The 26,060-nt window shown below is 51.9% G+C and carries 16 protein-coding genes and 1 pseudogene; 8 read left to right on the top strand and 9 right to left on the bottom strand.

Going from position 1 to position 26,060, the window contains the following annotated elements:
- Positions 1-9: 9 nt before the first annotated feature.
- Together K3T82_RS40910 and K3T82_RS40905 are read left to right on the top strand one after the other, a co-directional pair.
- Positions 10-2,306 (top strand): annotated as a pseudogene (locus K3T82_RS40910) (Tex family protein).
- A 160-nt stretch (positions 2,307-2,466) separates the two neighbouring features.
- Entirely contained in the window at positions 2,467-4,302 is a 1,836-nt protein-coding gene (locus K3T82_RS40905; RefSeq protein WP_220199250.1) for a S9 family peptidase, read from the top strand.
- 97 nt (positions 4,303-4,399) lie between these two features.
- Here K3T82_RS40905 and K3T82_RS40900 read toward each other — a convergent pair whose 3' ends face one another.
- Complete coding sequence (locus K3T82_RS40900) at positions 4,400-5,185, bottom strand: DUF4397 domain-containing protein (protein ID WP_220199249.1); 786 nt, start codon at positions 5,183-5,185, stop codon at positions 4,400-4,402.
- Positions 5,186-5,650: 465 nt separating this feature from the next.
- On the opposite strand from K3T82_RS40900, the gene K3T82_RS40895 reads away from it, so the two are divergent.
- Both K3T82_RS40895 and ftsH read left to right on the top strand, forming a co-directional pair.
- A complete protein-coding gene (locus tag K3T82_RS40895) occupies positions 5,651-6,463 on the top strand; it encodes a DUF554 domain-containing protein (RefSeq protein ID WP_220199248.1) in 813 nt (270 codons plus the stop codon).
- A 553-nt stretch (positions 6,464-7,016) separates the two neighbouring features.
- Entirely contained in the window at positions 7,017-9,305 is a 2,289-nt protein-coding gene (ftsH, locus tag K3T82_RS48560; protein ID WP_220199247.1) for an ATP-dependent zinc metalloprotease FtsH, read from the top strand.
- 74 nt (positions 9,306-9,379) lie between these two features.
- Here the strand turns inward: ftsH and K3T82_RS40885 are convergent, their stop codons facing one another.
- The 4 genes from K3T82_RS40885 to K3T82_RS40870 all read right to left on the bottom strand — a co-directional run bounded on the left by K3T82_RS40885 (position 9,380) and on the right by K3T82_RS40870 (position 14,946).
- The gene (locus K3T82_RS40885; protein ID WP_220199246.1) at positions 9,380-10,093 is read right to left on the bottom strand and encodes a CAP domain-containing protein; all 714 of its coding nucleotides are present in this window, start codon (positions 10,091-10,093) and stop codon (positions 9,380-9,382) included.
- 284 nt (positions 10,094-10,377) lie between these two features.
- Positions 10,378-11,310 (bottom strand): PP2C family protein-serine/threonine phosphatase, encoded by a 933-nt coding sequence (locus tag K3T82_RS40880; RefSeq protein WP_220199245.1) that lies wholly within the window; start codon positions 11,308-11,310, stop codon positions 10,378-10,380.
- A 364-nt stretch (positions 11,311-11,674) separates the two neighbouring features.
- A complete protein-coding gene (locus K3T82_RS40875; protein WP_220199244.1) occupies positions 11,675-12,394 on the bottom strand; it encodes a type 1 glutamine amidotransferase in 720 nt (239 codons plus the stop codon).
- 287 nt (positions 12,395-12,681) lie between these two features.
- Positions 12,682-14,946 carry an alpha-amylase/4-alpha-glucanotransferase domain-containing protein gene (locus tag K3T82_RS40870; protein ID WP_220199243.1) on the bottom strand — a complete coding sequence of 755 codons (2,265 nt, stop codon included), beginning with the start codon at positions 14,944-14,946 and terminating at the stop codon, positions 12,682-12,684.
- A gap of 283 nt (positions 14,947-15,229) precedes the next feature.
- Here K3T82_RS40870 and K3T82_RS40865 point away from each other — a divergent pair, with 283 nt between their 5' ends.
- The 4 genes from K3T82_RS40865 (at position 15,230) to K3T82_RS40850 (ending at position 21,670) form a co-directional block, all read left to right on the top strand.
- A complete protein-coding gene (locus tag K3T82_RS40865; RefSeq protein WP_220199242.1) occupies positions 15,230-15,991 on the top strand; it encodes a response regulator transcription factor in 762 nt (253 codons plus the stop codon).
- Between the two features lie 33 nt (positions 15,992-16,024).
- On the top strand, positions 16,025-18,385 hold the full coding sequence (locus K3T82_RS40860) for a sensor histidine kinase (protein WP_220199241.1): 2,361 nt from the start codon (positions 16,025-16,027) through the stop codon (positions 18,383-18,385).
- Positions 18,386-18,622: 237 nt separating this feature from the next.
- Positions 18,623-19,522, top strand: coding sequence for an SDR family oxidoreductase (locus K3T82_RS40855; protein WP_220199240.1), 900 nt, complete (start codon positions 18,623-18,625; stop codon positions 19,520-19,522).
- A gap of 234 nt (positions 19,523-19,756) precedes the next feature.
- Positions 19,757-21,670, top strand: coding sequence for an adenylate/guanylate cyclase domain-containing protein (locus tag K3T82_RS40850; protein ID WP_220199239.1), 1,914 nt, complete (start codon positions 19,757-19,759; stop codon positions 21,668-21,670).
- Between the two features lie 30 nt (positions 21,671-21,700).
- Here the strand turns inward: K3T82_RS40850 and K3T82_RS40845 are convergent, their stop codons facing one another.
- From K3T82_RS40845 to sucC, 4 genes are all read right to left on the bottom strand, one after another.
- Positions 21,701-22,588, bottom strand: coding sequence for a GNAT family N-acetyltransferase (locus K3T82_RS40845; protein WP_220199238.1), 888 nt, complete (start codon positions 22,586-22,588; stop codon positions 21,701-21,703).
- Positions 22,589-22,667: 79 nt separating this feature from the next.
- Positions 22,668-23,822 (bottom strand): histone deacetylase family protein, encoded by a 1,155-nt coding sequence (locus K3T82_RS40840; RefSeq protein WP_220199237.1) that lies wholly within the window; start codon positions 23,820-23,822, stop codon positions 22,668-22,670.
- A 177-nt stretch (positions 23,823-23,999) separates the two neighbouring features.
- Positions 24,000-24,872, bottom strand: coding sequence for a succinate--CoA ligase subunit alpha (gene sucD, locus K3T82_RS40835; RefSeq protein WP_220199236.1), 873 nt, complete (start codon positions 24,870-24,872; stop codon positions 24,000-24,002).
- A 14-nt stretch (positions 24,873-24,886) separates the two neighbouring features.
- Positions 24,887-26,026: an ADP-forming succinate--CoA ligase subunit beta gene (sucC, locus tag K3T82_RS40830; protein ID WP_220199235.1), complete on the bottom strand. Its 1,140-nt coding sequence runs from the start codon at positions 26,024-26,026 to the stop codon at positions 24,887-24,889.
- Positions 26,027-26,060: the final 34 nt, after the last annotated feature.

The raw sequence follows: 26,060 nt of genomic DNA, 5'->3' as shown, positions 1-26,060 counted from the left end.
GAAGAGACAGTGACATTGGAGAGTCAATCTCCTGAGGAGGCTACTCTATCGCCTCAGGAGGTTGCGGAGCGTCTCAGTAGCGAATTGAATCTGCAACGTGGCCAGATTACCCGTACCATTGGCCTGCTCGATGAAGGAAATACCATTCCTTTTATCGCTCGCTATCGCAAAGAAGTGACGGGAAGTCTGGATGAGGTACAGATTCAAGCTATCGCAGACCGGACGGCAGCCATTCGGGCCTTACATGAGCGTAAGCAAGATGTCCGCCGCTTGATTGATACGCAAGGTAAGCTAACACCGGAATTGGCGATGGCCATTGATGCGGCGGCGACGTTGCAGGAGGTCGAAGATCTCTATCTGCCTTATCGCCCCAAAAGGAAGACTCGCGCGAGTGTGGCACGCGAAAAGGGCCTAGCCCCATTGGCTGAGATTATCTTGCAACAGCCAGAGGTATCAGGTGATATTGAAGCACTCCTGGAAGAGCATGCCCGACCATACCTGGATGCTGACAAGGGTGTAGATACCAGCCTTGAAGCCTACGCAGGTGCTGCTGATATTGTCGCTGAAATAATTGCTGAAGATGCCACGGTACGCGGCAACGTACGCTCTGCGTTCTTCAAGAGTTCGATGTTGAAGACAAAAGCGGTGGATGAGGAAGAGTTGAAGGCAAAAGATCCGCAGGGTGTGTATCAACTCTATTATGATTTTAATGAAGATGTTACGAAGCTGGTACCTCATCGTATCCTGGCCCTGAACCGTGCTGAGCGTGAGGGGGTCTTGCGCATTGGGGTCAATCTGTCTTACGAGCAAGCCAAGGGCGATATAACGCCGCAATACCCCACGCGCGAGACATCACCATTTCACCATGTGCTTGAAGAGGCGATGGAGGATGGATATAAGCGCCTGCTCGCGCCCGCGATGGAGCGTGAAATGCGGCTGGAATTGACCAAGCGAGCTGAAGATCATGCAATTAATATCTTTGCCGTGAATTTGCGCAACCTGTTGCTTCAACCTCCCTTCCGAGGGAAGAAGATTTTGGGACTCGATCCTGGCTATCGCACTGGTTGTAAGGTCGCGCTCGTTGATGGCACAGGTAAGTATCTGCTCTCTGATACCGTCTATCTCCACCAGGAAGAGAAGGCGAAGAAGGTCCTACGCGACCTGATTACCAAGCATCAGGTGACTGTGGTCGCGATTGGCAATGGCACTGCCTCACGTGAAACGGAGCAACTGGTTGCCAACCTGATCCGCGCGATAGAGCAGGACAATGGGCGTAGCGGCGAGATTGGGTATGTGATGGTCAATGAGGCTGGGGCCTCGGTGTATTCGGCCTCCGAGGCCGCGCGCGAGGAATTTCCAACCTTGGATGCGACCCAGCGCGGAACTATCTCTATCGCCCGGCGCTTGCAGGATCCGCTAGCGGAACTCGTCAAGATTGACCCTAAGGCGGTAGGTGTCGGCCTCTATCAGCATGATGTGGACCAGAAAGAACTGGCAGGCATGCTCGAACGCGTGGTTGTTTCTTGCGTAAACTTCGCTGGTGTCGAGGTCAATTCGGCCTCATCCGCGCTCCTCAAGCATGTCTCGGGTATCAATACGCGCGTCGCCAATGCGATTGTGAAGTATCGTGAGGCGAACGGCCCTTTGAGTCGCGTGATAGCTTGAAAAAGGTGCCAGGCTTGGGACCCGCGACCTTTGTCCAGGCGGCAGGTTTCCTCAAGATCGCTAACGGTTCGGAGCTCCTCGATAATACCTTTATTCACCCTGAAAGCTATGAGGCCACGCGTGCCTTGCTCAATATGCTTCCAGGCGATCAGAAGCAGAAACCCATTGAACGGATTGCTCAGTTTAAGCAATTGATCAAGCTTCAGAGCACGCTGGGTCGAAATACACGTAACCGCGCTAACGTTGATAGTGAAGAGGGGGCATGGAAGGATATCGCCAAACAGGTTGGTGTTGGTATGCCCACGTTGCATGATATCCTGGAGAATCTGGAGAAGCCCGGACTTGACCCACGCGACGCTCTCCCCGCCCCTATTTTGCGCCATGATGTGCTAAAGATGGAGGATTTACAGACTGGGATGATCCTTCAGGGGACGGTGCGCAATGTGGTCGACTTTGGCGCTTTTGTCGATATCGGCGTAAAACAGGATGGCCTGGTGCATATCTCTGAGATGACCGAGCGCTTTGTAAAAGATCCGCTGAGCGTGGTGGCTGTGGGCCAGGTGGTCCAGGTGCGCGTGCTCAGCGTGGATTCCAGGCGCAATCGTATCCAACTCAGTATGCGTAACGTCAAGAAGGCATAAAGAACCTGCAATGTAGGTCTGGCGCCTGAAAGCGTCTTCCAAAAAGGAGCATGGTGCCCGAATAACAATTCGGGCACCATGCTCCTTCTGTGTGTCCTATAATAGGGAGAGTATCTCTATTAGGAGACGTTGTATAGCTATGCGAGAGGTAGAGTAGGACGTGACAAAAGAACTGTATGGCTTTGAACAATACTTAAACGTTCGTGCTGCTACGGGAGCTAGCATCTCACCAGATGGGCAGCGGTTAAGTTTCCTCACAGATATTACTGGTGTGGCGGAAGCGTGGTGTGTCTCTATTGATCAGCGAGGTTCGCAAGAGCCATCCTGGCCGGAGCAGTTGACCTTCAGGAGCGAGCGAGTTGCGAGCGCTACCTTTGCGCCACACGAAGATGTCTTGCTTGTGACTGGTGATATTGGTGGCAATGAGCGTGCTCAGCTCTTTCTTTTGCGCCTCGATGATCCCAGGCTTCAAGCATTGACGAATAAGCCTGAGGTGATGCATGCCTTTGGTGGCTGGTCGCCTGATGGCGAGCGGATTGTCTATGGAAGTAACGAACGGGATGCGCGCTTCTTCGATGTCTATGAGATGAATATTCGGAATGGCGAGCGTCGCTTACTCTTGCAGCAGGACGGCTCAAATATGCCGCTGCGTTATTCCCCTGATGGTACTCAGATCCTTGTCTCGCGCCTGGAATCGGAGTCGCGCAACAAACTCATCCTGATAGATATTGCAACAGGCGAGGCGCGGGATCTTACTCCTGGTAACTATAGTGGGTTTGCCGCGCACCGTTATCCATTCTGGTCCACTGATTGTAAGGGACTCTATCTGGTGAGCAATCGCGAGCGTGAGTTTCTCTCTCTGGCCTACCTGGATCTGGAAACGACCGAATTAAGCTATCTTAGCGATCTCTCATGGGATATAGAGGCCCTCGCTGTCACCAAAGATGGAGCCAAGATGGCTACAGTCATCAATGAAGATGGCATCTCGCGCATCGAACTGTTTGACGTCACACAGGGATGGGAGCAGCGTCGCCCATTACTTGCTCCAACTCTTCCGACGAAGAGTGTTGTGCCTGGTCTGACCTGGTCTAACAGCGGCGAGAAATTGGCGATCACGCTCAGTTGCGCCGATGAGCCAACTGATATCTGGGTCTGGGACCTGGATGGTGGACATATCCAGCGCGCTACATTAAGTTCGTCAGGTGGTATCCCACGTGAAACCTTTGTTAATCCCTCGCTGGTCCGTTATCCTACCTTTGATGGGCGCGATATTCCAGCCTTCCTCTATCTCCCCAAAGATGCGCCCAAAGACCTCCCTGTTGTCATTAGCGTACATGGTGGGCCTGAGAGCCAGGAACGCCCAATATTCAACCCTATCTATCAATATCTCCTCGCCCGAGGTTATGCTGTGCTGGCGACCAATGTGCGAGGGAGCACGGGCTATGGCGCGACCTACCAAAGCCTGGATGATGTGCGCAAGCGTATGGATTCGGTCGCCGACCTGCAAGCTGCAGCAATGTGGCTGCGTGAGAGCGGCATCGCTGATCCAAAGCGGATCGCGATTTATGGTGGTAGCTACGGTGGTTTTATGGTACTCTCCGCGATAACCACCTATCCCGAACTCTGGGCGGCTGCCGTGGATATCGTAGGTATTGCCAATTTTGTCACCTTCCTCGAAAATACCGGCCCTTGGAGACGCAGGTGGCGTGAGGCTGAATATGGAAGTCTGGAAGCTGATCGAGAGTTCCTGGAGCGGATATCACCCATCCACTCGGTTGATAAGATCACCGCACCTCTCTTTGTCGTGCATGGCGCCAATGACCCGCGAGTGCCTGTGGGTGAGACAGAGCAGATTGTGAGCGCGCTCAAGGACCAAGGAGTTCCCGTTGAGCATCTTGTCTTTTCTGACGAGGGACATGGCTTGATCAAGCGTGTAAACCGGCTTAAGGCATATCCATCCATTGTTAGATTCCTTGATATCCATTTGAAATCTTGATTGCCTATGAATTGCATAGCGGGAGGTGGTCGCTTACTGGCGACCACCTCCCGTTGTAGCGTCAAAGCCTAACTAGTTGTTAGGTGATTTTGTCTTATTAATGTGTGGCGGTGGCAGTGCTCTTCGTGTGTGGGGTCGCGTTTGCGGTTGGTGAGCCTCGCATCTCCACGCTTTCCATGTCCGTTGTCTTTACCTTATAGGTCAGCGCTGGCTTGCCTTTGAGTTCGCCAAGCACAAAGACGCTATAGACTTTTCCATCCTTAATATTTGCCTGGATGGGGAGCTTCTTATCTGTGTTGGTAGACGAGGCTTCAAACTTATCGTTACCAGCGGGAACGGTCACATAATCGCTGGCTTGTTCAAAGTTCAGGTCTTTGATAATGGCTTTGTTATCTCTGGTGACATTTACCGCACCCAGGTCTGGCGAGAAGTGATAGACACGGACCTTCGCTTCTTTTTTATTGCCTGTATTGTCGTCTTTAAATGCCTTCAAGCCGAGGTCGCCATTTTTAGAGCTTGTAGCGGCAATGGTATAGAAACCTTTGGGCTGGACGTTCGCAGTCGCGGTAAGCACCGCAGCTTTTTCGCCTTTACCAGTCGGCGTGATCTTCAATTCATGTTTACCCGCTGGGAGATTGCTATAGTTGCTAACATTGCCAAACGAGAAATTCTTCAGGACTTCTTTGCCATCCATAAACACATCGACCGGCCCGGTTTTTGACGAAGCATGAACGACACGTACATGTGCTTTCTCCTGCTCAGCGGAAGCCGCCCGTGTTCCCATGAGGCAGGCGAGGGCCAGGCTAAGCATCACCAGTGGCAGCGTTGCCTGTCTGAGGATGTTTTTCGTTGAACCTCGCACTTTCGTGGTATGTTCTTTCATGATAGGCAAACTCCTTTTTTCTCCCTCGTATGACATCGCGATGTTAGGGATGGATGCGAGCGAGGAAGATAAACATATCGTTTCACCTTTCAGTAAAGAGATGTAATTCTCGCATGAGCGGGCAAGCAGTTTGCTTGCTCGTTAGCAGTATACAGGCACAACAAAATGCTTCGATAAAGCCTATAAGGGGCCTTTTGCTCACTTCTACCAGTTTGTCCATACATCTCTTCTGGTTAACGGCGTCTTTGCCTTACAGACTTTATAGGTAGCGAGAGGCCTCGAAGAGGTTCTGCGCAAAAGGTGGTGGCAGAAGGTATAGGGCCTTTCAGCGAGCCTGAAGAGCGTGCTATGCTAAGAACATGTATGTTGCTGTAAGAAAGAATTTGCCAACGTCGTCTCAGGACGGCTAGTTTTGCTCAGGCGAATGCTTGCCATTTGTAGTTTGTGATGAAGGATAGTCAAAGGATGCTATTAGTAAACATATTGTTGACTGATGTGTCGGCTCTGCCGCTGCGTGGAACGTTGCTCAACTTTGGTACGGTAATGATAGGAGGTATTCTTGGCTTATTGATTGGTGACCGTTTGCCTGAACGGATCAAGCAGGCGGTTATTGTGGCAATAGGTTTGATGACGATTGTAATTGGGCTGAGTGGTGCATTGAAGACTGAAAATGCACTGATCCCGCTGCTGGCGTTAGTGATTGGTGTCGTAATTGGCGAAATTGTAAATATCGATGGTGGTATTAACTGGTTGGGAGAATCGCTCAAGCGCCGTGTCGATAAGACGGGAAGTGAACAACATTTTACCACGGCTTTTGTGGTGGCGAGCCTACAATTCTGTGTTGGCCCATTAACCATTCTTGGCTCAATTCAGGATGGCTTAACAGGCGATTTTCGTCTCCTGGCTATCAAGGCGATTCTTGATGGCTTCTCCGCCATTATCTTCGCCAGTAGTTTTGGGCGTGGGGTACTCTTTGCTGGCGTAACGGTGCTAATTGTGCAAGGAGGGATATCCTTGCTGGCTGGTCTTATCAAGCCGCTGCTTATTTCTAATCCAAGTCTGGCTTTGGGCGCGCAACCGCGTGTCATTGAACTTTCGGCTGTAGGCGGGACAGTCTTAATTGGTCTGGCTTTGAATATCCTGGGTATTCAGCTTACTAATATGGGCTTGTCACGTATTAAGGTCGCCAATATGCTGCCAGCATTGCTTATAGCGCCGCTCCTGGTGGCGCTTCTGAACCTTCTCCATATTCCTCTTGATCTTGGATTGGGCGGTTAAAATGTGTGCCTTTCTTGGCTCTGTGAGGGCTCTGGAACTTTGCCATCTCTTGGCAAGTCCAGGGTCTATTTTCTTTATTACGCAATAAAAACTCAACAAGATGATAATGGATAGCCTTTCCTGTATCGAGAGAAGTTGCCTGTAACGTGTTAGAACTAGACTTTGTATGTCTCTTGGTAGATCATTGTGGCTTTCGGAGGGTTGTTGTGATGCGATAGATCGGGTGGTTGTATAGTTATTACCAATACCATCTCGTAATGATTTATAATGATACGGTTGGATGTGAATTAACAAGCTTTAATCTTTTTAAGAAGAAAGTACCGAATGTGCTGCTTTTCTTCACAAAACAAGTAAACTATTGGTGATCGTCCATAAAGTCACACCTTTTGATCCTTTGTCATCATCTTTCATGGTCTATTTCCTGCTGTATGGCGGGAGATGTGGTAAGGGTTGCTGAGAGAAGTGGGGAAACAGGACGAATTTGTGCGTGCTACATAGATATGCGAGACACTCAGGCAAGGTCTCGCGATGCGATCTTTTCAAGAGGTGTTGAATGGATGACAATGCAGGTCGCCATAACAAGTTGCCTAAATGGAATGGGCAGCGGCGAAGGCCAGTTGAAGATTATGGTCGCAAGGCTTGGCAGTTCTTCAGGGGGGAACAGCATGCTCTCTGGACTGTAGCTCTGTTAGTAGCTCTATTAGCGCTCTCCTTTGCGGTTGCGAGTCAGTTACGGCCTCCTATTCCGACAATTCCGACCTCTAATGGTGAAATGGCGATCTCCTACAGCGGATTTGTTCAGATGGTGGAAGAAGGGAATGTGCTGGCAGTAAATATCCGTGGTAATGAGATACGTGCGCTATTGAGCCAACCAGCGCAAGTGAACTCGAAACAGGCTGGTACTTCCATCTCTCAGCAGAATCAAGATGTGCTTGTCTGGGATCGTTATGTAAGCACTGGCAACTCGGCGGATGGGAAAGCGTTGGATAGTGAGCGCGCTCTCCATACGCAGATGCCAGTAAATGGAGATGGGCGTTTGATGCCTCTGCTCCTGAGTAAACATATACAAGTGAGGACGTTACCAGTGACACAGGTGGCTGTTTGGCTGATGTATCTCTGGCGATCTCTGCCATTTCTTGTTTTTGCCCTCGTCATGTTCGTCTACTTCTGGACGCGTAAGCATACCAATCTGGAAAAATCGATAGATCAGCGTGTTTCACAGCTTGGGAAAAGTCGCGCGCGTCGCTTTGAACGTGTAAAGGAAGGTAGCTCACGGCGAGATGAAGAGTACAAAGACCAGGCGCGTAGCTCTACTACTTTGATGAATAGTGAGTCCATGATCAGAGCACGAACAGCACGTCTCTCAAGTGAAAAGCGGGTGACCTTCGCTGATGTGGCAGGTATCGATGAGGTGCGTGAGGAACTTGAAGAGATTGTGCAGTTCCTACGCGCCCCTGAGCGCTATAACAAGCTTGGTGCGCGTATTCCATGTGGAGCGCTGCTTGTTGGTCCGCCAGGAACAGGCAAAACCTTACTGGCTCGTGCGGTCGCGGGTGAAGCGCGGGTCCCGTTCTTTTCTATGAGCGCCTCTGAGTTTGTGGAGATGTTTGTAGGTGTGGGGGCAAGCCGGGTGCGTGACCTCTTTAATCAGGCGCGCCAGGCATCTCCCAGTGTGGTCTTCATTGATGAGATCGATGCCGTTGGGCGGAAGCGCTCTATGCGTATGGGCGGGAATGATGAGCGTGATCAGACGCTGAATCAGTTGCTAGTGGAATTGGATGGTTTCGATGAACGCCACGCGGTAGTTGTGATGGCGGCAACCAACCGTGCGGATATCCTTGATAACGCTTTGTTGCGACCGGGACGCTTTGATCGTCGCATTATGGTTTCACCACCTGATCGCGTTGGACGTGAGGCGATTCTGCGTGTACATACCAGGAAAAACCCACTAGATCCTGATGTGAGTTTGGAGCGACTGGCACGTATGACAACTGGCATGACCGGCGCAGATCTAGCAAACCTTGTGAACGAATCTGCGTTAGTCGCCGCCCGACGTAATTTGGATACAGTATCCCACCAATGCTTTGAAGATGCCCTGGCACGGGTGCAACTTGGTGCGTTGCGCCCACTGGTGATGAACGAGCACGAGCGGCGAATTATCGCGGTCCATGAGGCAGGTCATGCCTTAGTTGCTCATTACTTGCCAGCGGCGGACGCGGTGAATCGGGTAACTATTCTGCCTCGCGGTCAGAGCCTGGGAGTTACTCAGTTTATTAATGAGGATGATCGCTATAACTATAGCCGTGAGTACCTTATGGCGAAGATCGCTGTCGGGCTAGGTGGGCGCGTCGCGGAGGAACTGACCTTTGGCATGAGTCAGGTGACGACGGGTGCCGAGAACGATTTTCAGGTTGTAACGAACCTGGCAAAGCGGATGGTGACTCGCTGGGGAATGAGCCAAGAGGTGGGCCTGGTTTTTGCGGATCATCAAGCAGAGGAAGGCTCCTATGCCTTCAATATGGATCGACAGAGCGCGTTGCCAGGTCAAACGCTAGCATTAGATGGGTCCGGAAAGCCTGTCTGGCATAGCGACTTCTCGCGTGCGTATCATGCGGCGAATCCTCAACCAGCATTTGTATCGCCTCAATCTCCTTTAGGATCAAATCTGAAGGGACTGGTCGATGCTGAGATCACGCGACTTATAGATGAGGGCCATGCGCTCGCTACGCGCACTCTCAGCGAGCATAATGAGCAGCTACACCTGTTGGCTGATGCTTTGATTGAGCATGAGGCTCTGGATTGTGAGCACTTTGAGTTGCTGGTCGGCAAGAAGCAAATATAGACGCAAGGGGAGTCAGACTTCATTTGTATCAAGTCTGACTCCCCTTGCGTCTGTGGGCTAGTACGAAATCGAGGTTAGCTTACCATATCTTCTGTGAACCAGACCCACCCATCGGGGTCTACATAGACGCCAATTCCTATCTTATGTAGCGTGGTGCTAAAGAGGTGAATGCGGTGCCAGCCGTCTGGTGGCTCATTTACCATACTCATATGGATATTGTAGACATTGGTCCAGGCAGGTGTTGATGGTCCGGCCTCGCCAATGTTCTCGCCGCAATCGCTATAGCCTGCGAAACCCTCATTCGCGATCCGCTGGCATTGATCGAGCCCATCAGGGCAGGTATGGCTAAAGCCACAATGAAACATATTCCAGCTATGTAAACGTGCGCCTCCTGCCAGGGTGTCGTTCCAGGTATAGGCGTAGAGACCTCGTGCCGCGCGGTCCTTATTAATTTGTTGGAAAAGTTGATTTGTAAGCTGCTGCTCCAGTGAGGTAACGGCTGGAGGTGCGCCATAAGGAGCGGCACCTGTTCCTGTTGAGGGTATGTTTCCGGCTTTGGAGGGAATTGGCGTCGCGGTAGGGGTGGGTGTTGTTCCCTGTGCTTGTAGTCCCAGTTCAGTCGTCGGAGTGGCGCGCTTCTCCTCAACCGTATCACGAGCGATAGTTCGCGGTGCTTTATTATCACGAACGGCTGGGTCTTGTGCACCACAGGCATTAAGAAGCATACTACCAAGTGTCAGGCTACATATGAAACAGAGCAACGCAAACCATGAGAATTTCCTACCCAATTACTGATCCCCCTCCTAAGGTCTTGTGAGAAAACCAGATGCTATTGACACAATGAGTGCGAATAGGTTCGCGTGGTTTTGGTTTTCGTATCGGCCTGAGCGTACTCAGGTGTCCAGATAGAGCGTATCTTACGCCCTATCCGGATAAATGTTCCGATTCGTTCGATCTTTGGCGACCTTTTTATAGGGTAACGTATTTATGGGTGTGAATGCACATATGCGCCGGTAGCGTAGTACTTTTTGTTAGTATGGGCGCTTTGAGTTGCGAAATGCCATGAGTAATCCTAAAAGCGGCATGTGACAACAATCGCACTCATATCGTCAGGTTTGGCGCGAATTGTTTCACTGCGACTCTCATGGGAGCGATTGAGGGAGTGGTGAACGAGTTCACGTGCGCTGACATTACGGGGTGTGCTACGCAGAATGTGTTCGATCTCATCATCGGTCAGATTGTCGTGAATCCCATCGGTGCAGAGGAGGACGCGATCTCCAGGTTGGATTGAGATCTGGCTGATGTGGATGGTTGGGGGCAGGGGGCCACCAAGTGCCTGAGTAATGCCGCCTCGGAGGCGGAAGTAGCTTAGTTCGGTCTCTGAAAGCTGGTCAGATGTTTTGGCCTGGTCAATGCTGAAGGCGTTTTCCTCATCGATGATTCGGTTCTCAACAAGTTTGGCAAGCAGGCCATCATCTTTAGTGAGGCGTTGGAGTGGTTGATCATTGCGTAGGAGGTAGATACGACTATCTCCCACATGGGCATAGTAAAGAGTATAATGTCCAGCCTCAGCCTCGCGAAAAATAGCCGCGAGAGCCACAGTCGTCGCTAGATCATCCGTGCCCGCCCGGCGTGCTCCTTCGGTTCGTACCTGGTCGTCTGCGTCGTAAATGAGTTGTTCGAGAAGAGTACAGAGATCCAATTGCTCAGAGACTTCGGGATAAGAAAGCACCTTACGGCCCTTCTGCTGCTGCTGCATAATGCGACGCCATTGCTGGAGCGCGGCAAATTGAGCAGTCTGCGAGGCAATTTCTCCGGCTGCACTTCCACCAACACCATCAAAAACTGCTAATAGGCCCGTGCGTTCATCGACGAGAATACTATCCTCATTACGCGTCGGATGACGTTCACATGCGATTGTGCGATAAGAAAAAGAAAAATGCGATAGTGCAGGTTTTACAAATTCTTTTGCAATATGACTTAAAGTGTTTCTATGTTGCGGCATCTTCGTCGAATGCAGCCTTTCAGGCAGTGTATGATGCATTTTTTCAGTCCAATTCAGGTATTTGTTTCTAGAACATAAATGGAGGACTGTCTTAGACACATCAGGCCAAAAGCGATAATGTGTTGATATGGAACGACCATCGCGTGATAGTGTAATATATTCATGTCTTCTCTGATCGACATGTGCAACCTCCCAGAGTCTTATGCGAAACCTTTCCCTCTCAAGAGGTGCGGTGCCACTGTTACGGCTGGCTCGCTCAGGTTTTTCGCTAGGTGAGAGGTGTGCTTTAAGAATAGGCCATGAGTGCAAGTATAGCAGAAAGAGGGAGCAAAAGGAAAGAGTCTCCTCTGTATATCGTTGAATCTCATTGTAGACCGCTAATACTCAAGAAGTTCACTATGAGTTGACGCGAATGGATGTGGTAGGCGGAGAAGTATGTTTTGACGTAGGTGTCCAGGTTGTCTCTGGCTTGCTCTATCTGCATTCCTGCTTCCAACACCTCGCCTGGTGGAAGGGATGCGAGCCAGCGTACGAATATCTCTGGTGTGACTTCAATGTGATACTGTAGACCATATGCTCGCTGCCCATAACGAAAGGCCTGATTGGGGGCGCAACTATTGCTCGCGAGAAGAATACTTGTTGCTGGTAGCTCAAAAACATCCATATGCCAGTGGAAGACATGCTGAAATTCAGGCAGCCCTCGGAACAGCGGATCGGCTATTCCTTCTGGCGTCAGGGGGATGTCAAAGAAGCCAATTTCAGCCTGTGTGTGACGGCGCACCTCTGCTCCCAATGCTGAAGCTAGTAATTGCCCTCCCAGGCATAATCCTAGATAGGGAATGTTTTGTGTGACTAGCTTACGTAGCCAGATCTTTTCGGCCTGAAAGTAGGGGTAGCTGTGTTCGTCATACACTTGTTGCGCGCCTCCCAAAGCAATGACAGCGCTATAGCTTGAGGCATCTGGAAGTGTGGCTCCACTGGTAACATCAAAGACCTGGAACTTGATATGCTTCTCCTTTAAAACCTTTCCTAGAAAGCCTGGAGGATCATCGTTGTCATGCTGTAAAATCAGGATTGGGCACATTTTTTTATTTGCTCCTCTTTGGTATGCATATATATTCTTCGATATATTGGGGATGGCCCCTTTGCCACCCATAATGTTTAGAGCAATCGCGCTTGGTTTGGCAGATGATCAGGTTGTAAATGGGCTTTGTTCTCGCTTGCCACTTGTAATACGCGCGTTGGGTAAGGCTTATATTCGATTAGTACCAATGGGTAGGAGACCGATGACGCTGGCCTCCTATCCACTTTGGCGCTATGATGTGATTCTGACTATTATACGTATACGATAGCTCTATATAGAAGAACGTCTTAATGGGCAACTTCGTTGCTGACTTTCATGTGAGCCAGGGCCAGGTCATCATCCAGGGATGGACGTCCGGTACATACAATCTCGACCTGCCAGGTTGTGCCAGGCGCGAGTTGAAGGGGCCAGGTCAGCACCAGACAACTGCCCTGGTGGGTCCGTTCAAAACCTGCCTCTGACCCCGTTACTGTATCCAATGAGAAGCGCCAGAGAGTAGCCGGATGACTCATTGTTATTTCCAGGTCCTGGGCGAGCCAGCTATTGCCGAGATGCAGCCGTTCGACCTCACATACCTCTCCTTTACTATCAAAGGGGACTTTCACCTGCTCCTGTTGTTCGATCAGATAGTATGCCTGTTCATTGGCGCCTCCGCCGAGTAGATTTAGATTCCACTCGCAGGCGAAGCGTGTGTAAAGTGTGACTTCTCCTTGATTAGTGAGTGTGTACTGTACGCGCAAGCTCTCCTCTCCGCATGGCAGCGTAATCTGCTTGCTGAGATGAACAGGAACGGGATTGAGCGCGCCAGGGCGTCGTACATGTCCATTACGTGTTAAGGTAACTGTCAGACCGTCGCTGTGCTGTTCTACTACTGACTCATAGGGCTGCTCGACGAAATCGCCTTGCTCTTCGTAGCGGTTATTCATGAAAGAGGTGAGAGGCAAACCGTGTGGGAGGAAATGATCGATGAGGCTTGCGCGCCGATAGCGATCTACCGTCAATTGACGATCCAGGTCATGCTCTTTTGTGCGTATCGTTGTATGGGGTGAGGCTAGCTCAAGAGCGGCATCGTTTGCCATTACCTCTGCAGCTTGGGCCGCGAGTGCCGCGTGCTTGCGTCGCTCTTGTTCATGTTCGCGAAGCGTCTGGTGGTAGCTTTCCTGGTAGCGTGACATGACACAGAGCAAGTTATGAGTACTTCGGCGCATATCCCACTCGAAAATGGTTCCACCGAGGCGCGGATTGATGTAGAGATTCTGCTGATCGCTCTCAATGATAAGCTCGTTGTGCGTATCATAATCGAAATCAGTAAACTCGTAGCGTTGCCAGGGTTCTGAGCCATCTCGTGCGTTAGACACCGCGTTCTCAGCTTTGATGAGATGGTGATAGATAGCTGAGCGAACATGGGTCATGTAGACGCCACCGAAGAGACCATGCCAATAGGTATCGTTAGCCTGCGCTTTCCAGAGGTGTTGTAGCCCATGTATACCAGTTCCTTCGGTAGCGTGGACCTGTTGATGTACCCGTAGCATTTTCTTATGCTGGTTATTGACCTCTGGATAGCGCACCAGGAAGTTGCGCCAGAAGCCTCCGCGCATAAACTGAAGCGTTTCCTCCTGGTGCTCCTCTTCTAGTTTGTGGAGAAGTTTGCCAAAGGTATATGCCTTGCGAGCAGGTAGTGCCCACTCACTCATTTCGACGTAAGAGGAGGTGGGGAGGTAGACGCGTCCTAGTGCGGGGTGTTGGCGTGCGTACTCTCCTAATGGTATGGTATGGAGCCAGGTACTGTGTGCTTCCAGCGCGCTAAAGAAGGTCTCTACCCAACCAAGATCAGTGGAGGTTCCCCAGCAATAGGGGCCGGTTTCAGGCCAGCTCCCAAACTTCTCTCCATCGTCTCCCATGACGAGGATGCGTCTACCGTCAATGGTCGCGAGTGCACGGAGCGTTTCAATGGTTTCGGTGACAGGACGCCAGGGGATCGTATAGCGTAGCTTTTTGCTTGTCGCATAGACCTTGAGCAGGCGTTGCTGGTCTTCGGTAGCATAGTAGCCATAGAGGTCTTCGTCTTCCAGTCCAGCATACTTGAAATGGACATCATCGACGATGGTCCATTCGATCCCCGCTTCGCGCAGGTGATTGGGAAGGGAGGGCTCCCAGACACGTTCAGCCAGCCACATACCATCGGGTGTCACACCAAAAAGATTGCGTAAGCGCTCATTAAGCTGCCGAATCTGACCAATTTTGTCTGCATCAGGAATAGCGGGTAGGATAGGCTCATAGTAGCCTCCGCCGACAATCTCAACTTGAGAACGTGCTACAAGGGCAGCTAGTCGTTGAATGAATTCTGGGTGTGCTTCTACGAGCCAGTCTAATAAGGAGCCAGTATAATGGAGCGAGATACGCACATTGGGATGACGCTCCAGGGCCTTGAGCATTGGGAGATAGGCTTCTGTATAGACCTGCTCAAAGACCCACGGGAAGTTCCCGACAGGTTGATGATTATGTAGCAAAAGCCCGAAATAGATGTGTTTACTGCTGCTTCCTGTTGGCATGGTTTTCCCCTACTGTATCTGTTCTGGAAGACGCTGTGCTGAAAATGAGAATTCCTCACATCTCAACTATACCATGCCTCCGAACTGAAATATGCTTCTTTTGTGTGTCCTGTGTGCATTGAGCGGAGGTCACGAACCCTGTGCGAGCTCGACAAAACTTGCTATACTGATGTTGGTATAGATGGCGAGCACTAGTTGGTATTGTGTTGGTGCCTACCTGAAGATGGAGCGTGAGGAAATATGCACGGGCTAACTCAGGGGCGCTAGATGAGAGAAGGAAGCTATGGCTCCGATTAAGGTATTACTTGTCGATGATCATGGGCCGTTGCGCAACGCATTGCGTGAAGGGTTGGAGGCGACTGGTAGCGTACAGGTTGTGATGGAGGCGGCTACGGGGCGTGAGGCGTTGGCGCGCGCGCTTGAAGTAGACATGGATGTTATTCTCATGGATGTGCAACTGCAAGATCCGCAGGTGGGACGAAAGGCCATGAGCGGCGTCGCGGCAGCAATAGCGATTCGCCGCGAGCGTCCACGTATGCCGGTTGTTTTCTATTCCATTCAGGATGACGATGAATATTACCGTGAATTTCGGGCTTCCGGTATTCTGACGCACTATGCCTACGTGCGCAAGAGTAATTATTTACTACCCAGTATGCTGGTACCTCTGCTCAAGGATGCCGTTAATGGGCGGAGCCTGGTTGATCCTGAGATTGAGGATCGGGTGCAGGAGGTACGTGACCTGGATGAGCAATCGCCTCGTGCTCTGCTAGAGCCAAATGAACTTCGAGTAGCTGAACTGATGGCGCAGGGAATGACCAATGAGCAGATCGCTTCCCGTCTTAACCTGCATGATAAACGGGCTGTCAGTCGCACCAACGGGCGTATCTATGCCGCCTGGGGCCTGAGTGAGAACGCCGTCGATGACAAGGTCGCTCGGGCGAGAGCTACCCTGATTTACCTGCACAACAGATTGATTATGTGGGACGAGGGTGGCACACCGCTCGCGCAAGATCGGAGAGGCGAATGGGTCCCACTTTTTACTTAAAGTTAGATTATTGCTGTGAATAACTGTGGTATTATGCAACTGACCCATGTCCTGGCACTGGCTCTCTCTATCTTTAACCTGGTCTCATTCTTGTGGCTGGCCTGTACTGTCTGGTTGAATGGTGATAGACGTAGTCTGATCGCGCGCGTAGGTGTGGTTGGCTTGAGCCTCTCGGCTCTCTTCTTCTTCATACATGCTCTGCTCATTTCTGGACCATACTCACAGACAGCTTCTCTGGTATCGGCAGATTTTCTGTGGCGTTTGATCTGGCTTCCGGCTCTAGGTGTGCCCTATATCTGGTTTATGATTGGTCTGCATTATGCCTCACTTATAAATCCCCAATGGGAGAGGCGACGCCCTTTGCTCCTCATTGTAAGTGGGCTATTGGGAACGTGTGTACTGGTTCTGCTTTTGTTCAATCAGGCAACCTTTACCTTCGCTCGCTCCATTCGTCTCTTCGCGTATGACGACATCCCACAGGATACTAATACAGGTGTCCTTTCTCCGCTGATTCTCTTGCCAATCGTCTTCCTCGTCTATGTGACGTTTTGTGCTATTGGTCCCTGGTTTACGCCTGGCAGAGTTGCCCGGTTGATCAAAGTGGCTATCCTCTTCCTCTTTGGGGGGCGCAATCGTTTGCGTGGGAGGTCGTTACGAAGCGGACTGATTGATGCCTTCTGGGAGGATAAGACCGAGACTGAGCAACTAGAAGAACCAGTATTATCATGGCATCAGGCGCGACCTGGCTTGCTCCTGGCGGCGCTCTTAATGGTTGCTTTGACAACGAGTCTGGGTGGGTTAGGGGTCTGGTCCATGTTCAACTGGCTCAGACATGGGCGCATCTCGCCTCCCACTGTCAGCGGACCACAGGCCGAGATGCTGCCTTTTAACTTAATGCTCATCGATATTCTGGCTGTGGGTGCGGTCGCCTGCGTCCTACTCTTGATTGGATACTCTATTGTACGTCATGGCATCTTGATTGAGCGCCCTCTGGCACGCCGGGGGTTCTTTGAGCAATGGCGAGGTATCGTGATTGTCGCCAGTGTGGTCGCCCTATTTGTGGCTGTGTTTGTTGCGATTACGCGCACCAATGTTAGTGGACTCTTGCTAGTGACGCTGGTCACTACAGGGATTTACGCGCTCTTTACCTGGAGTTCCTACACCGCTCACGACCGCTATATTAGTATGCTTCGGCCTTTTCTGCGTAGTACGAACCTGAGTCACTGGCTCAAGACCGATTTACGCAAGACGGAGCAGAACATGGAGGATCTGTTCTTCCATCTCTGCAAAGATGTGTTGGCGGTGCAGTGCGCGCGCCTGGATGTTCTGGCTGGCTCTGTCAAGAGGCGCTTTAGCTATCGCTGGAATGTAGGTGAGGAGGATGAGAAACAGGAGAGTGCGTTATGGGGTCGGCAACGCATGGCTTCAAAGCCCCCACTGAGGCTAAACAGCCAGGGTGGGCGTAAACAGCCACGCGTTCAGGCATACCGCATTCGTATCCTACTACATGGGCATGAGGCTATTTGTTGGGTGGTGCCAATCTATGATGAACTTGGTCTGGTGGCGAAACTCTATCTCGGCCCACGCGAGGATGGAGCAGGATTTACCGATGAGGATATGGATCTGGCCCATGCCTGCGGACAGCGCATTCTGGATACTCTGCGCGACCATGAGGCGATGTTGGCTGTTGCGGGCCTCCTTCGGCGAAGAACGGTAGATGTGAAATTGTTAGGCGCGCAGCAGCGTCGTGTGCTGCACGACGAGATTCTTCCCCAGATGCACCTGGCGCTTTTAAAGCTGGAGACGTTGCGCCCCTTCGTAGATGGTCGCCAGAGTATCGCAGGGCCTCCACAGGCAGATGTGGCGCTCAACGAAGCCGTGAGTATCATCAGTGGGGCGCATCGCCAATTGGCAGCGATGATGCGAGCTACTGTGACCAGTGCTCCTCATCGCCTGGAGCGTGATGGGATGATGCAGGCCATCCATACACTTATTGCGCAGGACTTCCGTCAGTCGTTTGACGAAGTATCGTGGCAGGTTTCTGATGCTACCGCACGCCAGATTGACGATCTGGTGCCGCCCGCGATTGCCGAGCTTATCTTTGCCGCTGTGCAGGAAGCTCTCCGTAATGCCGCTCGACATGCTCGAGGAACTGATATCCACCGTAAGCTCAAGCTGACTTTGACTGCTACCTGCATGCCGGATCTGGCGGTGACTGTTGCTGATAATGGCGTTGGCATTCTCTCTGCGAGTAGCTCCACTACCGGAACCGGGGGCGGATTGCTAACGCATAGCGCTCTCCTGGCTATCGTCGGGGGAAGTCTATCCGTCAAGAGTGAGCCTGATAATGGTGTTACTGTACAGATTGTCCTGCCTGCTGGTACGCTTGTCTGAGTGCCTTTATTTCATGAGTATGCTCACCCTAAGAGTCATTAATATGCTCACGGCACGACTCATCCTTCTATCTTCTTTCATCTCTATGGGCGTTCTAACTATACTGTGAGTGACTATTCAGGTCCCTTGCTAGCTGGACACATTTTCTTGATACCAACGAGCCATCATGGGTGGCGAGAGAAGATAGACCTGAAGATGCATTATTGTACGTCCAATAGGGGTAAGGAGGAATATTGTATGATTCTGGTGACTGGAGCAACTGGCTATATTGGTACTCATCTTGTCAAGCGCCTGGCCGAGCGAGGTGAACAAGTGCGTTGCCTTGTTCGCGATACACAGAAAGCGAAGCAGGTCTTGCCTGCTGACAAGGTCGAACTCGTAGAAGGAGCCACGACACGCCCTGAAACGCTCGCGGCGGCCTTACAGGGTATAGAGACTATCGTCCATGCGGCCTTTATGACTGCCGACCGCAAGGAGACACCAAACAATCACTACAATGAGACTAACGTTGATGGTACACGCAACCTGATTCACGCAGCGGAGGGCGCTGGGGTGAAACGTATGATTGAGATTAGTGGCCTCGGCACAAAGCCAGATAAGATAGGCAGCTATATGCAGGGGCGCTATCTAGCTGAACAGGCGCTTAAGGCGAGTTCGCTGGTTTGGACTATCATTCAACCTTCAGTGCTGTTTGGCAAAGGTGCGCCCTTTATCGTAGGGCTGACGGATCTCATCGTGAGTGCACCAGTTGTGCCACTGATTGGGGGAGGGAAGATCATGTTTCAGCCTATCTACGTTGAGGATGTTGTGACAGTCATCCTAAAAGTGCTTGATGATCCAGCACGCACTCAGGGCAAGACCTATACCATTGGTGGTCCCGAATACTATTCCTTTACGCAAATCTTTGACGTCCTGCTTAAGACAATGGGCAAGACGCGTCCGAAGATATATGCTCCTACCCCCCTGGTCGCTGTTGGAGCGGCTGTCATGGAAACTGTCTTACCGAAGCCGCCATTGACGCGAGCGGCAATGACGCTCTTTTCCTTCGATAACACAACTGATCTCAATAGTGTTGAGCGCGATTTTGGTTTTGTTCCCCAATCTTTCAAGGCCTATTTTGAGCAGCACAGCATCTAGTTCTCGAATGCTACGGGTATGGTATAATGATGGGCATGAGCTATCACTTTAAGTAGTCATGTCCATCCGTTTTGCCTACGCAAAAACGGACTCCCCGCAAGTATCAATTGTAAGCATTCGTCAACCCTCATTCGGGGCCGGCTCTCGCCAGTCAGCGGCTAGCTTCGCTCAGACGAATGAAAGGCAGACCAATTTCCTATAGTATAGCTGTTTGGTGAAGCTGGAGGATGCCTCGTGTCACAAGCGCTTGAAATGAACAATTTACATGAAATTAGTGAGGCGCTGATGCGCATTTCGCGCCTGTTGCATGAGCATACAGAGAAGCTTGAGGTCGCCGTCGAAGGCACCTACGCTAGCCAGGTAAGCGATCCGCGTGTCAAGCTCTTGATGGATGCCCTACTCATCTCGCGTACGGCTGACCTGGAACTAGGGCGCAATAGTCAGGCCCTCAAACGTTATACCAATCAGCCACCTGCTAGTGGGCGGGGTAAGGGCGCCGTCACGCGGGCGGTATTCGAGCGCGAGCGCGCCGAATTGCAGACCAACATCACAATCCTGAAAAAGCAGCGAGCCGAACAAGATCTGCTTGCCGACATCGCACGTACCCTGAATTCAACACTGGAGTTTGACGAGGTTCTGACGCTGGTCATGGATCGTGTGATTGAGTTTGTTAATGCTGAGCGTGGTTTCTTGATGCTCGTCAATCCACGAACCAGGGAATTGGAGTTTACTATCGCGCGTGATAAGCAGGCGCGCACGATTCCCGAAAGCGAGTTCGCGACCGCTGGTATCAGCCGGGGGACTGTCAATCGAGTTATCAGCACACAGGAGCCGCTTTTGGCTGATGATGCCAAGATGGATTCCTCGCTGAGCGGTCAGGAGAGTATTCTGGCTTTCGGCATTCGCTCGATCATGTGTGTTCCCCTGGTCGTGCGTAATCATTGCATCGGCGCGGTCTATGTTGATAGTCGTGTTACTGCTAATCTCTTCCGCCAGCCGCACCTGGAATTGTTGATGGCCTTTTGCAATCAGGCTGCTATTGCCATCGATAACGCGCGCCTCTTCGCTGACCTGAATCATGCTATGCAGCAGGTCAAAGAAGACAAGCAGTATATGGACAATATCTTTGCTTCCATTGCTAATGGCGTGGTGACGACTGACTCGCGTGGGCTTGTGACAACCTTCAACGCTGCCGCTGGTCTTATTCTTCACCTGAACAACAAACCTGCAATAGGCAAGCATTATACCGAGGTCTTCGCCCCGCTGGCGCAACTTGGTTTGATCGACCTGCTTCGCAATGCTCTGGAGCACGCTGATTTGCATGCCAATGGCACATTCGTTCCCAGTTCCGTCGAAAACTGCATTATTCCTAATCGTCTAAATGGCCCCTTCAGCCTGAATATCTATGTCTCCTCGCTCCGCGATACGCAAGGAGAGCCAATTGGGGCCGCACTGGTGATTGATGATCGGACGGAATTGAAGCGCTCGGAAGCCGAGATCAAAAAGATACGCGGTATCTTTGAGCGCTATGTGCATCCTAACGTCGTCAAGCAACTCATCCGCGATAAGAACGCGCTTAATTTGGGTGGAGAGACCAAAGAAATTTCGGTAATCTTCGCGGATATTCGCGGCTTTACGCGCTTAAGCGAAACTAGGCCACCTGAGGCCGTGATGGATATGATCAATCGCTATATGCGGATTATGAGCGAGGCAATTTGGGAGGAGGAGGGCACCATTACAGCCTTCCTTGGTGACGCTGTGATGGCGATTTTTAACGCACCCTTGCCTCAAGAGCAACATGCACTTCGCGCCGTGCGGTCGGCCTGGAAGATGCGGATGGCTGTGCAGGAGTATCAACAGTCATGGCCCGAAGAGCGCTTCATTTCCTTTGGTTTTGGGGTGAATACAGGGCCTGCCACAGTGGGGAATATTGGCTCACAAGAGCGTATGCAACACTATACCGCCATAGGCGATGTTGTGAATGTGGCCTCGCGTTTGCAGAACAACGTCTCTGATAACAATATTCTTATCAATGATACGACGTTCCAGCAGGTCTATCCCTATGTGCGAACCGGGCAACCATTCCCGCTTCCAGTGAAGAACAAGGCCAATCCCCTTATTGTGCGCTATCTCCTGGGTCCTTTATAGTTTGTCTAGTTCAGAAAGTGCGAGGGGGGACTAAGGGAGGGGCTGGCGGAGAACGAAGCCACTTTGCGCCAGCCTGACAAATCCAAACCATTCATAGAGGCGATGGGCGTGGATGTTGTCTTTCTCCGTATTGAGCATGATACGTGAGACTCGTTCGCGAGCGAAGAAACGAATTGCCTCAGCCATCAGGCGTATCCCAATGCCCCGATGCTCATAGGCGGGATGAACCGCGATACGAATCAAGTAGCCATAGTCCGCCTCGACAGTGTTGAACTGGTAGCCCACCACCTCGCCGTTAACCTCGGCGACCACAAAATAGGGATGTGAACTGGCAATGTCGCGGAATGAGAGAGGATCATAGCGCCAGAGCTCACTAAAGCAAGCTTGCTCGATTGCGAGCAGGGCCTGTGAGTCGTCGTTTGCCTCCAGCGTAGAAGCCAGATGGACAGGGCGGATAGTCACCTGCTCATTGCCTGACGAGGGAATCGTATAGTCATATTTGTCATAGGCATAGAGGTCACAATAGGTCTGAAAACCACGCGCGAGCAGGACCGGGCGAAGCCAGTCGCGCGCCATGTCGTTTCCTGAATAGTAGAGATCTTGCGTGCCGCGTGTGCTCAAATGCGTGTTGAGATGCCCAACGAGGGTGTCAAGCATGCGAATGTAATGCTTGCTCTCGGACCAGCTCACGCCAAACCCACTAATCCAGGCTACAGTGGGAGTCGTAATCTGAGATAAGAGGAAGCCATGTAGCGACGTGTTATGGAGTTCGCCGATGGCTGGGTAGCGCTCGATCATCAGGGGAAGTTCCTCGGGTGTGAAGCGCTGGTAAATGTATTCAGAGGTGCGTATCATGCGCTCAACCAGGGGAACATCCCCTGGTGTCAGTAAGCGCACATGCCTGGAACTTGCAGCCATGCTGTGTTGCCTTCTTCCTGTTCAGGCGTTTTTTTGTATGAGAACCGGGCATTCGCGACCCATGTTCTCGCATCAAGCCTTATTTCTTGTCTGCTTCAGGCCCCTTCACTTCGCGGCGCAGGCGCTCAATATCGGGTTTGGGCTTATGGCGCATACGATAGCCTTTGAGTCCATGTATCCGCCTCAACTCACCAATGAGCACATCGAGGTTCAATTGATAGTTCATATCGGGAGCCTGCCCCAGGTCGTCTACGGCGGCATTGCCTCCCAACAACTGATTGATGGACGTCGCGACGCCAGCTTCCAGCGCGCTAATACTGTAGCCACCCTCTTGTACCATAATCACGCGTCCATCGCAGATTTGCTGTGCATTATCGAGGATGATCTTATTTAACTGGAAGAAGGCGGCGGTCGAGAGGAACATATCGCCGATGGGATCGTCCCAATGTGCATCGAAGCCCGCCGATACCAATATCAGTTGCGGATCAAAGCGATCCATAATCGGAGCCATAACCTGGCGGAAGACTGCTTCATAGACATGATAGCCAGTCTGAGCTGGCAGGGGAACATTGACCGTTGTACCTACGGCATCGCCCTCGCCTAGTTCTGTCGAAGCGCCCGTGCCAGGATAGAAAGGAGCCTGGTGTATTGAGAAGTAGAGCACGCGTGGGTCATCATAGAACATCTCCTGGGTTCCATTGCCGTGATGCACGTCGTAATCAATGATCATCACGCGTTCGAGACCATGATGTTCGATTGCATAGCGTGCCGCGACCGCGACGTTATTGAAGAGGCAGAAGCCCATTGCCGATTCGGCGACGGCATGATGGCCCGGAGGGCGTACGAGGCAGTAGGCGTTTTTGATTTCGCCTTTGAGTAGGGCATCGATAGCAGTTAGAGGTGCTCCAGCGGCCTTGAGAGCGGCTTCATAACTCTTCGCGGAGACATAGGTATCAGTGGCAAAGAACTGTGTTTTGCGACCACCTGTGGCCTCTATTCTGGCCGCGTCTTTGCTTGCTGCCTCGACTTCCTGGATATATTGTCGCTCATGGACTGCCGCGAGCTCGTCTATTGTGGCGGCGCGTGGCGCGAGCTGTACCAGGTCGTCGCGCTTTAGCCAGTCAAGAGCTTCTAGCAGCTTCATTGACTCGTCGAGACGCTGTGGTCGTTCTGGATGCTGCTCAGGCGTGATATGTTCCAGAAAGATTGGATCGTAAATAAGGGCCGTGGTCATGTTTTAATATCCTTCATCAGGAAGCATTCCTCAACGGTCGTTAAGGAATGCTTCCTGAATGTCCTAAGATGTATGGCAAGCTGATAGTTTCTCTGTGTTCCCTCTGAGGCCTTATTATGAAAGCCTCTGGTGCTCTGGCATTCTCATAAGGTGTAGTGGGAAACGTTACAGAGAATTTTAGCTGTTTAGGACTTGTTTGACAAGGGTTGTGACATCGAAGATGGTATCCGCGACGGGTACTCCCGCTGCCTGAAGTGCTTCGACCTTACCCTGTGCGGTTCCGGTATTGCCGGAAACAATCGCGCCCGCGTGTCCCATCCGTTTTCCGGGAGGGGCTGTGCGCCCGGAGATGAAGGCCACTACTGGTTTCTTCATCTGAGTTCGGATATACTCGGCAGCATCCTCTTCATCACTCCCGCCGATTTCGCCGCACATGACTACGACTTCGGTCTGAGGGTCCTCGTCGAAGAGCTTGAGGTAATCGGCGAAGGTCGAGCCGATAATGGGATCGCCACCAATACCAATGCAGGTGGACTGTCCTAGACCTGCTTCGGTTAGTAGAGAGACGACCTCATAGGTCAGCGTGCCAGAGCGCGAGATGAAGCCCACTGGTCCCGGCGTGAACATGCCATAAGGGATGATACCGATCTTCCCATGCCCTGGAGTGCAGAGTCCTGGGCAGTTAGGGCCGATCAGGCGCGCGCCCTTTTCGCGTACGACCAGCATGGCGCGTGTCATATCGACAACGGGAATGCCCTCGGTAATACAGATGATGAGTTCAATTCCAGCCGTAGCTGCCTCTTCGATGGCGTCCGCGGCTCCAGCGGGTGGCACAAAGATGCAGGTTGCATTGGCATCTGTGGCGGCCTTAGCCTCTGCGACGGTGTCGAAGACGGGAACGCCTTCGACCTCTTGACCACTTTTGCCGGGCGTGACGCCGCCGACAACAGTGGTACCTGCCGCGATCATATTGTGGGTGTGATATTGGCCCTCGCGTCCAGTGATACCCTGTACAATGACGCGCGTGCTTTTATCTAATAGAATGCTCATATCCTGACCTCTCTCTACGCGCGCGCGTTCGTCGCGGCGACAATCTTCTGTGCGGCGTCGCGCATGTCCTGGCCCCAATCAAGTCCGGCGTCTTTGAGCAAAGCGCGACCTTCTTCCGCGCCTGTGCCTGAGAGGCGGACCACAATGGGCATGCCTGCGGGTAGCTCATTCTGCGCCATGATGACGCCCCGCGCTACCTCTTCGCCGCGTGTAATGCCGCCGAAGATATTGACAAGAATACCTTTGACCTGGGGGTCGCGCGCGACAAAGGTGAGTGCCTTATACATGACCTCTGCCTTTGCGCCGCCGCCGATATCGAGGAAGTTCGCGGGCTTGCCACCAGAGCGAGCGACCATATCGAGGGTCGTCATGACGAGACCCGCGCCATTGCCGATGATCCCTACGTCTCCATCGAGCTTCACATAGGTCAGACCTTCTTGCCGGGCCTCGTACTCGATAGAATTGGCGTCCTCTGGCTCCGCCCAGGAGGCGTATTCCTTCTGGCGGTAAAGCGCGTTGTCGTCGATCAGGATTTTTGCGTCGGCTGCCATGACTTTCCCGTCAGCAGTGAGAGCGAGAGGGTTAATCTCAGCGAGCTGTGCATCGGAGCCAATATAGGCTTTTGCCAGATTGGTCAGGATGGCTGCTGCAGGGCGTAGAGCTTTTGTGGGCAGACCAGCCTGGGAGATAATGTTGAGTGCTTCAAAGGGGCGTAGCCCCCAACGCATATCTATGGGATATTTGATGATCTTTTCGGGGTGAGTTGCAGCGACCTCTTCAATATCGATACCACCTTCCTTCGATACCATGACCACGGGTGTCTGTGACTTGCGATCATGTACGATGCCCAGGTAGTACTCTTCTTTGATTTCAATCTTAGAGGTGACAAGGACTTTCTCTACGGTTAGCCCTTTGATATTCATGCCCAGAACACGCTGTGCTGAGGCGCGAGCCTCCTCTGGTGTGTCACCAAATTGGATGCCGCCGGCCTTACCGCGCCCACCAACATAGACCTGGGCTTTGATAACGACGGGTCCGCCCAACTCCTGGGCGATGGCTTCGGCCTCTTCTGGCGTGGCTGCGACCTTTCCGGGCTGGACCGGGATGCCGTAACGAGCCAGGACTTCTTTGGCCTGATATTCGTGGATCTTCAAAATGCTACTCCCCTTGTACGAATGTTGACCGCAT

The organism is Ktedonospora formicarum (genome assembly GCF_016587355.1).
In the GTDB taxonomy this organism is placed as follows: domain Bacteria; phylum Chloroflexota; class Ktedonobacteria; order Ktedonobacterales; family Ktedonobacteraceae; genus Ktedonobacter; species Ktedonobacter formicarum.
This window is presented reverse-complemented; position numbering and strand designations above follow the sequence as displayed.

Bases quoted from the DNA above. Each gene is read 5' to 3' on its own strand.
- K3T82_RS40875 (WP_220199244.1), bottom strand. From the start codon at position 12,394: ATGTGCCCAATCCTGATTTTACAGCATGACAACGATGATCCTCCAGGC.
- K3T82_RS40860 (WP_220199241.1), top strand. From the start codon at position 16,025: ATGCAACTGACCCATGTCCTGGCACTGGCTCTCTCTATCTTTAACCTG.
- K3T82_RS40880 (WP_220199245.1), bottom strand. From the start codon at position 11,310: ATGCCGCAACATAGAAACACTTTAAGTCATATTGCAAAAGAATTTGTA.
- sucD (WP_220199236.1), bottom strand. From the start codon at position 24,872: ATGAGCATTCTATTAGATAAAAGCACGCGCGTCATTGTACAGGGTATC.
- K3T82_RS40870 (WP_220199243.1), bottom strand. From the start codon at position 14,946: ATGCCAACAGGAAGCAGCAGTAAACACATCTATTTCGGGCTTTTGCTA.
- K3T82_RS40840 (WP_220199237.1), bottom strand. From the start codon at position 23,822: ATGACCACGGCCCTTATTTACGATCCAATCTTTCTGGAACATATCACG.
- K3T82_RS40855 (WP_220199240.1), top strand. From the start codon at position 18,623: ATGATTCTGGTGACTGGAGCAACTGGCTATATTGGTACTCATCTTGTC.
- K3T82_RS40895 (WP_220199248.1), top strand. From the start codon at position 5,651: ATGCTATTAGTAAACATATTGTTGACTGATGTGTCGGCTCTGCCGCTG.
- K3T82_RS40845 (WP_220199238.1), bottom strand. From the start codon at position 22,588: ATGGCTGCAAGTTCCAGGCATGTGCGCTTACTGACACCAGGGGATGTT.
- K3T82_RS40900 (WP_220199249.1), bottom strand. From the start codon at position 5,185: ATGAAAGAACATACCACGAAAGTGCGAGGTTCAACGAAAAACATCCTC.
- K3T82_RS40865 (WP_220199242.1), top strand. From the start codon at position 15,230: ATGGCTCCGATTAAGGTATTACTTGTCGATGATCATGGGCCGTTGCGC.
- ftsH (WP_220199247.1), top strand. From the start codon at position 7,017: ATGGATGACAATGCAGGTCGCCATAACAAGTTGCCTAAATGGAATGGG.